Genomic DNA, 9,802 nt, shown 5'->3' on the forward strand with positions numbered 1-9,802 from the left:
GCACGCGGTTAAGCTCGGTAGGCGAACGGCCCCACTCGAAAAACGTAGGAAAGTAGGCAGCCGAACGTGACCAGCACAATCGGATTGGGGATGCCGACCGCACCCGCGGCCGTTCTGGCGCCCCGGCGCAAGACCCGCCAGCTGATGGTGGGCAATGTCGGGGTCGGCAGTGAGCACCCGATCTCCGTGCAGTCGATGACCACCACCAAGACCCATGACGTGAACGCCACGCTGCAGCAGATCGCGGAGCTCACCGCATCCGGCTGTGACATCGTGCGCGTCGCCTGTCCGCGACAGGAGGACGCCGACGCGCTGGCGACCATCGCGAAGAAATCGCAGATTCCGGTGATCGCCGACATCCACTTCCAGCCCCGCTACATCTTCGCCGCGATCGACGCGGGTTGCGCGGCGGTGCGGGTGAATCCGGGCAACATCAAGGAATTCGACGGCCGCGTCAAGGAGGTCGCGAAAGCGGCTGGGGCGGCGGGCATTCCGATCCGGATCGGGGTGAACGCCGGTTCGCTGGACAAGCGGATGCTGGAGAAGTACGGCAAGGCGACCCCCGAGGCGCTGGTCGAATCGGCGCTGTGGGAGGCGAGCCTGTTCGAGGAGCACGGCTTCGGCGATATCAAGATCTCGGTCAAACACAACGATCCGGTGGTGATGGTCGAGGCATACCGGCAGTTGGCCGCGAGCTGCGATTACCCGCTGCATCTCGGCGTCACCGAGGCCGGGCCCGCATTCCAGGGCACGATCAAATCTGCGGTGGCGTTCGGTGCGCTGCTGTCCGAGGGCATCGGCGACACCATCCGGGTGTCGCTGTCCGCGCCGCCCGCCGAAGAGGTGAAGGTGGGCGGGCAGATCCTGCAGTCGCTGAACCTGCGGCCGCGCAAGCTGGAGATCGTGTCCTGCCCGTCGTGTGGTCGCGCACAGGTCGACGTGTACACCCTGGCGAACGAGGTGTCCGCGGGCCTGGAGGGTATGGAGGTTCCGCTGCGGGTCGCCGTGATGGGCTGCGTGGTGAACGGTCCCGGTGAGGCGCGCGAGGCGGACCTCGGTGTGGCCTCCGGCAACGGCAAGGGCCAGATCTTCGTCAAGGGGCAGGTCATCAAGACCGTGCCGGAACATCAGATCGTGGAGACGCTGATCGAGGAGGCCATGCGGATCGCCGAGGAAATGGGCGATGCCGCGGGCGCGGGCGACCCCGTCGTCACCGTCGGCTGACCGGAAATACGATGCGCCGCCCCGCTGTCCCAGAAGATAGCGGGGTGGCTTTCGTCATGCACTTACCACGTTTGCGTTTTTCGTGGCAGGCTGTGCGTGTGCGGAGTCTGCTGGAGCCGACGCGACGGGCCAGATACACACCGGCGCGTCAGCTGGCGAACCGGGATCTGGCACAGGTACTGCGGGTCCTGGATGCCGACCCGGTGGCCTCGTGCATGGTCGCGGCGCGGTTGCAGGAATTCGGTTTGGACGGCCGTGGCGGGCAAGGGGAACTGTGGAGCCGGGGTGGTCCGGCGGAGTCGCTGTGCTTCTCCGGCGCGAACCTGGTGCCGCTGCGCGGTGATCACGATGCGTTGCGCGCCTTCGCCGATCGGGCCGCGCGGTGGCCGCGGGTGTGCTCGTCGGTGGTCGGCAGACAGGAGCTGGCGCTGCCGCTGTGGGAGATGCTGTCGCATCGGTGGGGTCCGGAGCGCGAGGTGCGCGGCGAGCAGCCGCTGCTCGCGCTCGCGCAGCCGCCGCTGGCCACCCCGGACGCGGAGGTCCGCCGGGTGCGTCCGGATGAATTGGACCGATACCTCTGCGCGGCCATCGCCATGTTCATCGAGGAGGTCGGCGTCGATCCGCGCGCGGGCGACGGCGGCCGCGGCTATCGCCGCCGGATCGCGAGCCTGATCGAATCCGGCCGGGCCTGGGCGCGTTTCGAGGACGGCGAGGTGGTGTACAAGGCCGAGGTCGGTTCGCTGTCCCGGCGGACCGGGCAGATCCAGGGGGTGTGGGTGCATCCGGACCGGCGCGGGCGCGGGCACGGCACCGCGGGCACGGCGGCGGTGGCGAATGCGGTTGTCGCCTCGGGCCGCACGGCCAGCCTGTACGTCAACGATTACAACACCATCGCCCGGCGCGCGTACGGTCGCGTCGGATTCCGGCAAATCGCCACCTTCGCCACGGTGTTGCTGGACTGAACGCCGTTCCGGCCGAGCGGATCCGGTGTGCCCACCGGGTTTGCTCGCGATTGGCCATTACCATCGCTCCCGATGTCGATACGGACGAAACGCAGATTCGCCGTCGTGCTGACCGCCGCGGCGTTGACCGTACCCGCTGCGGGATGCGCGAGCGGCCCGCAGGGCCCGACGCCCGCCGCGGACGCCTTTGTGTCCGCCTTCGCCGGACACGATGTGAGCACCGCGGCCCGGCTCACCAACCAGCCCGAAAAGGCAAGCGCCGCACTGCGTTCGGCGTGGGACAAGCTACAGGCCGAACAGCTGTCCGCGCATACCGGCGCGGCCAGGGTCACCGGTGACACGGCCACCGTCGACTACACCTACACCTGGAAGCTGCCCAAGAATCGTGTCTGGAATTACACCGGCCAATTGCAGATGGTGAAGTCCGGCGGGCGCTGGGTGGTGCGGTGGTCCTCATCGGATATCCATCCGCAACTCGGCGATACCCAGACCATGGCGCTGCGCACCGAACCGGCGCCACGGGCCCGGGTGAACGAGCAGTCCGGCAGCGATGTGCTGGTGCCGGGCAAGGTAACTCGCGTCGCGTTCGATATGGCGGAGGCGCCGGACCCCGGCTCGGTCGCCAACGCGCTGTCCGCCCGGTTGACGCGTATCGATCCGAAGCTGACCCCCGACGCGATACTCGACGGCGCGCGGGCGGCCAAGGGCGGGTACACCGTCATACTGCTCAACGAAGTCGAATACAACGATGCCGCAACGGATCTCATCGGCCTGCCGGGGGTGACGCTGACCCAGCAGTGGGATCTGGTCGCCACCGACCGGGATTTCGCCCCGGATTTGCTGGCGCAGGTGCGCAAGACGGTGATCGACGAGGTCGACGGTAAGGCGGGCTGGAGCGTCGTCACATTGAACGCCGACGGCGTGGACACCGATGTGCTCACCGAGGTGCCGTCGCAGCCCGCGCCGTCGTTCTCGCTGAGCATCGACCGCAATGTGCAGAACGCCGCGCAGCGGGCCGTCGACGGACCCGACGACCAGGCCATGATGGTGGTGCTGCGCCCGTCGACCGGGGCGATCCTTGCCGTCGCGCAGAATCCGGCGGCCGACCGCGACGGTCCGGTGGCCACCATCGGGCAATACCCGCCGGGTTCGGTGTTCAAGACGGTGACCGCGGCGGCGGCGATGAGCACCGGGGTGGCGATGCCGGACACCGTGGTGCCGTGCCCAAGCCGGATCGTCATCGGGGAGCGGACGATTCCCAATTACAACCTTTTCACCATCGGCGATGTGCCGATGGCGACGGCGTATCAGCGTTCGTGCAACACCGCCTTCGCCAAGCTGGCCAGCGAGCTGCCGCCCGACGCGCTACCCGCAGCGGCAGCGAAATTCGGTGTGGTGCAGAACTATTCGATCGACGGGTTGCCGACGGCCAGCGGCTCGGTGCCGCGCGCCGACGATCTGACCCTGCGCACCGAGGACGGTATCGGCCAGGGCAAGGTGGTGGTGAGCCCGTTCGGTATGGCGTTGATGGCGGCGACCGTCGCGCATGGGTCGACGCCGGTTCCGTATCTCATCGCGGGACGCCCCACCACGGTCGACGGTGACCGTCCGGGGCTGACGCCGCAGATCGTCGATGGTCTGCGGTCGATGATGCGGCTGGTGGTGACCGGCGGTACCGCGGAGCGGATCGCCGATCAGGGCGAGGTCTTCGGTAAGACCGGGGAGGCCGAGGTGGAGGGCGGGTCGCACTCCTGGTTCGTCGGCTACCGCGGCGATCTGGCCTTCGCGACATTGCTGGTCAAGGGCGGCAGTTCGGATCACGCGGTCGCGGTGACCCGCGATATGTTGGCCGCGCTGCCGCCGGGGTACTGAGCGTTCAGTTCCAGTGCTGGACGATCAGCAGCGGATAGCCCGCGGTGACGGCGTTGCCCGGGTAGGTGGCGTAGACGTTCACGTAGCCGCCGCGGTTCGCGGCCTCGGCGGCCACCGCGCCGGTGCCGGCCATGAGGTGGCCGTCCTGTGCCGGTATCCGCGAGTCGGGTTGCAGCGCAATGCCTTCCGCGCTGCTGGGCACGATGGCGTCGAAGCCGTCGGTGAGGGCGCTCGCGCCGACCATGGCGGTCTCGGTGTTGGACAGTGACAGGCCCACCCGGAGGTGCTGCGGGTCGAGGATCGGTACGGCGGCGCTCGCCTCGGGGCCGCCGAGCACCTGGACGACGGCCGCACCGGCCAGGATCATGCCCGCGGAGGCGAGGATGAGGGTTGAGCGCTTCATATCCGGCTCCCTACTGCTTCAGGGTTCGGCGGAGGATCCCGGCGTTCGAGTGCCACGGCCCGCCGTGAGATTTGCTGGAAATTAGCTTGCCGTTGAACGGTAAACCGGGCGGCTTGCGCCGAACAAGCCGAAGTGGTCGAGGGCACATCGCGCGCCATGTGGTGGTCTGGATCACATACCGTGCGACATGCGAGTACGGCCGTGGCGAAACCGTCGCTTGTGCAGCGGGATTCGGATCAATAATGGGGCTCGAGCCCGTACAGGCGAGTAGCCGCGGGTTGCGCTGGCCCATGGGGGTATCACGCCGTATCGGCTGCGCTCGGCCCAGGGCGACGGCAGGCCCTATCGTGGCGGCCGGATCGCTTGCGCGACTGAGGATCCGGATCAGTCGGCGCGTTTGAGGCTGGCGGCCAGGTGGTGCTGCATGGGTTCGCCCACGGCGGCCATGCGCAGGGTGTAGTCGATGGTGTCACCGGTTTGGCGGATCGAACGGCCGAGTGCGGTGACCAGTTTCGCGGTGCTGCTGCGGCCGATGCTGGTCGAATCGAATTCCATTCGCAGCGTGCCGTCCTCGAATGTCAATGGCCCTTCACAGATTTCGGTGATGCCGGTGGGGTGGGCCAGGATCAGCTCGACCCGGTCCGGGCTCGGGCAGCGCAGGTAGCCGGTTTCGGCGTGCAGCGGGCGTCCGTCGTCGGCGGCGCGGGTGCGCTGCCGATAGGTGAGGAACGGTCTGCCGAGGTGGCCGAACCGGACTTCCTCCAAATATCCGAAAGGCTGGATGGTCGGATACTCGCCCTGTCCGTCACCGCGCCAGGTGCCGAGCAGCGGCGCCAGCGGGGCGATAGCGGGGTGGGGCGCGATGGGGGGCTGGGGTTCGACCACGGCGGACAGCCTAAACCCGAGTTATCCGAGGTGTTGGTGATACTCGCGAAATTCGGCCGTCGCCGTGTCGCGGTGAACTCCGGCCGAACCAAACCCTTGCGGTGGCCGCCGCTCCGATGTATGCGTTGCCGATTTCTTGTATTCCGTTGTCGCTCAATTAAACTCGCGCGATATGGGGAAGCGTTTTCTGGTCATGCACGACTACGGTATGGGCTGTGCGTGGTGGTGGATCACCGCCGATTCCGCCCGGCGCATCCGGGAGACCTTCGCCGAGGTCGAGGTGGTCGAGGACCCGAATACCGTCGAGGCGGCCGAATCCTGGTCGCTCACCGAAATAGCATGCGATAGCGCGGATATCCCGGCGGAACTGCGCGAGCTGCACGACGCGCGGGTGCGTCAGCGCGCGCTGCCCGGCTTCGGCGCGTTGGCCGATCGCACCATCCTCTATGTCAAGCGGCACTGGGACGGCGCGGAGGGCGTCGAGCCCGCCACCTACTATTCGGAGGTCGATTCGGACGGCCGCCGCCTGCGTCAGGTGGAGGACCGGGACGCCGGGCCCGCCATCCGCAGCACCGTCGAGGACTGGGCGTTCAACCCGCCGCTCGTCGACCTCTACGACCCGGAATGGGTGGAATTCGAGATCGGCCGCGACGAGTTCGAGGCCGCATGGGCGCGGGCCAGGTATGCGGACGAGCCGTAGGGCCGATCACGAAGCGGCGGAACCGAGTTGGGCGCGGCAAGCGGACCAGGCGCGCGGTGACAGGTAGTTTCGCGTCTGCTCGAACAGGCCGAACAGCGCCGCACCGTGTTTCGCGGCGAGCTCGGCATTGTGCGCCATCACGTCGAGCTCATTGGCCGCGGTGAGTTCGAGGAAGGCGCGCAGTTCGGCGTCATCCGGTTCGAATTCCCGGCCGGTGAAGCGATCCCGGAACAGTACCGGCGTCGCGGTCAGCCGCGGGTAAACCGTTGTGCGGTCACAACTTCCGTACAGGTACACCAGCGCCTCCGCATGCTCGCCGATGAGCTCCACCATCCGGTGCCGGTCGGCCGGGTCCAGCAGCCACCGGTCGAAGCCGTCGGTGCCGTAGACGGCGTGGCACAGCCCGGCGAGCTGGATATCAGTCGTGGCGCCCCATTCCGCCAGCGCATCGGCGACCCGGCCGAGATGGGCGAGCAGTGTGCCGCCCGGGTGTGGAATATCCTCGGCGCCACACTCTTTCAGAAACCGCTCGGCGCGCACCCGCACCGAATCGCCCGCCCCGAATTCGCTCATGGCCCCAGTCTGGTTGTCCGGAGCCGGATGCGCCAGACTCGGGGCACTACCAGTTTTCGATGGTGTACCTGGTGACGACGGTATTACCGGGCAGGCTGCGGAAGTCCTGGCAGTCGGGGAAACTGCCGTCCGAGGTGAGGTGACGTCCCTCGACCTCCGGATCGTTCGGGTTGGGGCGGTAATGGAAGGCCGCCCAGGCGTTCTGCGCGGCGGACTCGTATTCGGTCAACGAGCTAGGGAAGACTCGATGAATTCGAACGCCGCCCGGCGGGGCACGGCCCGGGTTCCGTTGCGGGGCGATGGAGCAATCGGTCACACACCGGCGCGCGCGGCGACATCCGGCGGCGCCGCGTCGATCACCCGATCGAGCATGCCGAGGGAGCTTTGCAACTCGGTGATGGCGGCGGTGATTCGAGCGCGTTCCCGGCAGAGGTCGGCGACCAGATCGGCGCAGATCGGGATCAATCTGCGGTCGTCCTCGCGCAGGCAGGGCAGCACTGTCGCGATGGTCGCGGTGTTCAGCCCGGCGGCAAGCAGGTTGCGGATGCGGCCGACGGTGACAACGCGCTGGTCGCGGTGGACGGACTGTGCTGGACCGGACCCGCCGGTGCGCTGTTGAGCCTGGCGGGACTCGGGCTCTCGTATCTCGTCATTCCGCGCCGAGTCGCCGCCGAAACGCCGGTGCCGGTCGCGTTGTGAACCGTCAGGTCGGCTGCCTGGGGACGCCGCGATTTTCCGGTGCCGGACCGCGAAATCGCTAGTCCGAGCGGTTATTCGGAATCGGTGAGTTTCGCGGACCAGCGTTCGGACCAGGCCCACAGCGATTCCATGGCGCGGCCGAGGTCTTTTCCGGCGACGGTGAGTTCGTAGGACTTGTCGGCGCGCTTTTCGACGACGCCCGCGGCCTGCAGTCGTTGCAGCCGAGCCGACAGCATGCTCGACGAGCAATTGTCCATGCGGCGGCGCAGTTCCAGGAAACCGAGGCGGCCCGGTTCCAGCTCCCAGAGGATGCGCAGCATCCAGCGCTGGCCGAGTAGGTCCATGGCGGCCAGCATCGGCGCATGTGCGGGGTCGCCTGCCCGGCTTGCACTTCTCATTTCGAACTACCATAGTGATTCTAAATTAGAAGCAAAGCGGAGGGTGAGCTATGTCGACCGAACGGCGGATCGTGCTGGTGACCGGGGCTTCGCGCGGGATCGGTGCGGAGACGGCGCGGCAGCTCGCGGCGGGCGGCGACCAGGTGATCGTCAACTACCGGGAGAAGCGCAAGCGCGCGGAATCGATCGTCGACGAGATCGTCGCGTCCGGCGGCGGCGCCTCGGCCATCGGCGCCGATATTGCCGACCCGGATTCGGTTCGGGCGCTTATGGATTCGATCGCGGAACAATTCGGCCGCCTGGATGTGCTGGTACTCAACGCATCCGGTGGGTTGGAGCGCGGCGCCGCGCCCGGCTACGCGATGGCGCTGAACCGGGACGCGCAGCTGCGTCTGGTGCGAACGGCGTTGCCGCTCATGCCATCCGGGTCCCGCATCGTCTTCATCACCAGCCACCAGGCACACTTCCACGGCCGCAAACCGGTTCCGGCCGACTACGAACCGATCGCGGCGAGCAAGCGGGCGGGCGAGGACGCGCTGCGCGCGCTGATTCCGGAACTGGCCGATCACGGCATCACCCTGCGGGTGGTCTCCGGCGACATGATCGATGGCACCATCATCGTGCGCCTGCTGGAGCGCAGGGATCCGGACGCGGTCGCCACGCGCCGTGACCAGGCGGCGCTGCCCACCATCGAGGAATTCGCCGCCGCGATCGTCGCGGCCACCACCGCGGACGGGGAGTCCGGGCACACCAGCTATATCGGCGGACCCGATTACCTCGTCGCCATGTCCTGAGCCGCTGCCCCAGACGGGTGCCCGCCGCACCATTCCACCGAATCCGGGTTGTGGTCCGGTGATCGAAATGTCCTGTCCTGCATGGTATCCGGCGACCGATGCGCTATCGCAAACCCGAGCCGACCGCAACCGGAGGGCGAAATAAGGACATATCGGTGACCCCATCGAAGGTGGATGGATCCGGTCGGTACGCCGGTGTCTGGGTGGCATACTGCGGCAGAGAGCGATGACAGGTGGTGAGCAGCCGGCCGGGGGGAGCGAAGACTATGACGTATCCCGACAAGCGCATGATCCTGCCCGGCAAGGAGCTGCTGATCGCCGCGTGCCGCGGGCTGCCGCACGACGACCACCCGATGCTGGAGGCCGCGGGGGAACTGGCCCAGCTGCACGAGATCCGCGAACGCACCCCGATGTGCGAGATGGACAAGTTGGATCGCCGCCGCACCCAGCTCGTCCGGGCCATCGACCGCTGGGTGACGCTGGTGACGCCCGTGCCCGACGCCGCTGCGCAGCCGCATACCGAGACGGTCGGACAGCTGGTGGACCGACTAGCGCGGCTCACCGCCCAGGCGTTCGTTCCGCTCGCGCAGGCGCCCGAGCCGGTGTTCTACGACGCCTGGGTGCGTCTGGTCGAACTCGCCGACACCTATCAGGATCTGGTCGAGGAATTACGCGTCGGCACCCGCCGCCTGCCCGACGGCGTCACCGGACCCTGGTAGCGCTAACGCCGCCCGAACAGCCGAAACGAGCGGACCTTACGTCGCGGCAGCGTCGCGTAGACCATCGTCATATCCGCGAACACCTCCGCCTCCCGCTCGCACTCCGCGCCGAATTCGTTGCGCCCCAGCACATGTTCGATCGAATGCGGGGAGATGGACGGCAGCAGGGTCGCTAGCGTCGGGGCCAGTCGGTCCACCGGATGGGTGTCCGCCCGGCCGTGGCCGAGCAGCATATGCCCCACCTCGTGCAGCACGATGTGGTCGGCATTGCGGCCGGTCGCGGCCTCGTCGTACACGATGATGTCGTCATGCTTGCGGGCGATCCACAGACCGCTGCCGCGGCAACCGGATTCGTTCAGCACCGCCGCCGGGACGGGCCGGATCGCGATCGACCTACCCCGGTGCGCGGCCACCTGAGCGAGGTACGCGTTCAGGCTCCACGGGCTGGGGAGGGGCACGATCCGGGTCGCGTCACGGAAACGAGCTTCCATGCTGGTCATCGGCGCATACCTTACCCATCCGCGGGGCGGCCGTCACCTGGCTGCGCGCCGCCGTCCCGGAGTGTCGCGTAAT

The 9,802-nt window shown here is 67.8% G+C and carries 14 protein-coding genes; 7 read left to right on the forward strand and 7 right to left on the reverse strand.

The genetic code is table 11. From position 1 onward, the window contains the following. The first annotated feature begins 66 nt into the window (after positions 1–66). The 3 genes from ispG (at position 67) to LGY53_RS40905 (ending at position 4,058) form a co-directional block, all read left to right on the forward strand. A complete protein-coding gene (gene ispG, locus LGY53_RS40895) occupies positions 67–1,224 on the forward strand; it encodes a flavodoxin-dependent (E)-4-hydroxy-3-methylbut-2-enyl-diphosphate synthase (RefSeq protein ID WP_225732049.1) in 1,158 nt (385 codons plus the stop codon). Between the two features lie 98 nt (positions 1,225–1,322). Next, positions 1,323–2,186, forward strand: coding sequence for a GNAT family N-acetyltransferase (locus LGY53_RS40900; RefSeq protein WP_225732050.1), 864 nt, complete (start codon positions 1,323–1,325; stop codon positions 2,184–2,186). A 72-nt stretch (positions 2,187–2,258) separates the two neighbouring features. After that, complete coding sequence (locus tag LGY53_RS40905) at positions 2,259–4,058, forward strand: penicillin-binding transpeptidase domain-containing protein (protein ID WP_225732051.1); 1,800 nt, start codon at positions 2,259–2,261, stop codon at positions 4,056–4,058. 4 nt (positions 4,059–4,062) lie between these two features. Here LGY53_RS40905 and LGY53_RS40910 read toward each other — a convergent pair whose 3' ends face one another. After that, positions 4,063–4,461 (reverse strand): hypothetical protein, encoded by a 399-nt coding sequence (locus tag LGY53_RS40910; RefSeq protein ID WP_225732052.1) that lies wholly within the window; start codon positions 4,459–4,461, stop codon positions 4,063–4,065. A 384-nt stretch (positions 4,462–4,845) separates the two neighbouring features. Next, positions 4,846–5,346 carry a peroxynitrite isomerase gene (locus LGY53_RS40915; RefSeq protein ID WP_225732053.1) on the reverse strand — a complete coding sequence of 167 codons (501 nt, stop codon included), beginning with the start codon at positions 5,344–5,346 and terminating at the stop codon, positions 4,846–4,848. A 172-nt stretch (positions 5,347–5,518) separates the two neighbouring features. Here LGY53_RS40915 and LGY53_RS40920 point away from each other — a divergent pair, with 172 nt between their 5' ends. Next, complete coding sequence (locus LGY53_RS40920) at positions 5,519–6,046, forward strand: hypothetical protein (RefSeq protein ID WP_225732054.1); 528 nt, start codon at positions 5,519–5,521, stop codon at positions 6,044–6,046. 6 nt (positions 6,047–6,052) lie between these two features. On the opposite strand, the gene LGY53_RS40925 is transcribed toward LGY53_RS40920, so the two are convergent. From LGY53_RS40925 to LGY53_RS40935, 3 genes are all read right to left on the reverse strand, one after another. After that, a complete protein-coding gene (locus LGY53_RS40925; protein ID WP_225732055.1) occupies positions 6,053–6,619 on the reverse strand; it encodes a DUF6817 domain-containing protein in 567 nt (188 codons plus the stop codon). 46 nt (positions 6,620–6,665) lie between these two features. After that, positions 6,666–6,848: a hypothetical protein gene (locus tag LGY53_RS40930; RefSeq protein ID WP_225732056.1), complete on the reverse strand. Its 183-nt coding sequence runs from the start codon at positions 6,846–6,848 to the stop codon at positions 6,666–6,668. Positions 6,849–6,931: 83 nt separating this feature from the next. Beyond that, a complete protein-coding gene (locus tag LGY53_RS40935) occupies positions 6,932–7,117 on the reverse strand; it encodes a hypothetical protein (protein WP_225732057.1) in 186 nt (61 codons plus the stop codon). A gap of 78 nt (positions 7,118–7,195) precedes the next feature. On the opposite strand from LGY53_RS40935, the gene LGY53_RS43885 reads away from it, so the two are divergent. Next, positions 7,196–7,318, forward strand: a complete 123-nt coding sequence (locus tag LGY53_RS43885) for a hypothetical protein (protein ID WP_255663878.1) — start codon at positions 7,196–7,198, stop codon at positions 7,316–7,318. A 71-nt stretch (positions 7,319–7,389) separates the two neighbouring features. On the opposite strand, the gene LGY53_RS40940 is transcribed toward LGY53_RS43885, so the two are convergent. Beyond that, positions 7,390–7,716, reverse strand: a complete 327-nt coding sequence (locus LGY53_RS40940) for a helix-turn-helix domain-containing protein (protein WP_225732058.1) — start codon at positions 7,714–7,716, stop codon at positions 7,390–7,392. A gap of 50 nt (positions 7,717–7,766) precedes the next feature. On the opposite strand from LGY53_RS40940, the gene LGY53_RS40945 reads away from it, so the two are divergent. Together LGY53_RS40945 and LGY53_RS40950 are read left to right on the forward strand one after the other, a co-directional pair. Next, on the forward strand, positions 7,767–8,510 hold the full coding sequence (locus LGY53_RS40945) for an SDR family oxidoreductase (protein ID WP_225732059.1): 744 nt from the start codon (positions 7,767–7,769) through the stop codon (positions 8,508–8,510). 266 nt (positions 8,511–8,776) lie between these two features. Beyond that, positions 8,777–9,229, forward strand: a complete 453-nt coding sequence (locus tag LGY53_RS40950; RefSeq protein WP_225732060.1) for a DUF4254 domain-containing protein — start codon at positions 8,777–8,779, stop codon at positions 9,227–9,229. Between the two features lie 2 nt (positions 9,230–9,231). Here the strand turns inward: LGY53_RS40950 and LGY53_RS40955 are convergent, their stop codons facing one another. Continuing rightward, positions 9,232–9,729 (reverse strand): hypothetical protein, encoded by a 498-nt coding sequence (locus tag LGY53_RS40955; protein ID WP_225732061.1) that lies wholly within the window; start codon positions 9,727–9,729, stop codon positions 9,232–9,234. Positions 9,730–9,802: the final 73 nt, after the last annotated feature.

Origin of the sequence: Nocardia sp. JCM 34519.1 (assembly GCF_020361265.1) — a bacterium.
In the GTDB taxonomy this organism is placed as follows: domain Bacteria; phylum Actinomycetota; class Actinomycetes; order Mycobacteriales; family Mycobacteriaceae; genus Nocardia; species Nocardia arthritidis_A.

Bases quoted from the DNA above. Each gene is read 5' to 3' on its own strand.
- LGY53_RS40910 (WP_225732052.1), bottom strand. From the start codon at position 4,461: ATGAAGCGCTCAACCCTCATCCTCGCCTCCGCGGGCATGATCCTGGCC.
- LGY53_RS40950 (WP_225732060.1), top strand. From the start codon at position 8,777: ATGACGTATCCCGACAAGCGCATGATCCTGCCCGGCAAGGAGCTGCTG.
- LGY53_RS40940 (WP_225732058.1), bottom strand. From the start codon at position 7,716: ATGAGAAGTGCAAGCCGGGCAGGCGACCCCGCACATGCGCCGATGCTG.
- LGY53_RS40905 (WP_225732051.1), top strand. From the start codon at position 2,259: ATGTCGATACGGACGAAACGCAGATTCGCCGTCGTGCTGACCGCCGCG.
- LGY53_RS40955 (WP_225732061.1), bottom strand. From the start codon at position 9,729: ATGACCAGCATGGAAGCTCGTTTCCGTGACGCGACCCGGATCGTGCCC.
- LGY53_RS40925 (WP_225732055.1), bottom strand. From the start codon at position 6,619: ATGAGCGAATTCGGGGCGGGCGATTCGGTGCGGGTGCGCGCCGAGCGG.
- LGY53_RS40945 (WP_225732059.1), top strand. From the start codon at position 7,767: ATGTCGACCGAACGGCGGATCGTGCTGGTGACCGGGGCTTCGCGCGGG.
- LGY53_RS40920 (WP_225732054.1), top strand. From the start codon at position 5,519: ATGGGGAAGCGTTTTCTGGTCATGCACGACTACGGTATGGGCTGTGCG.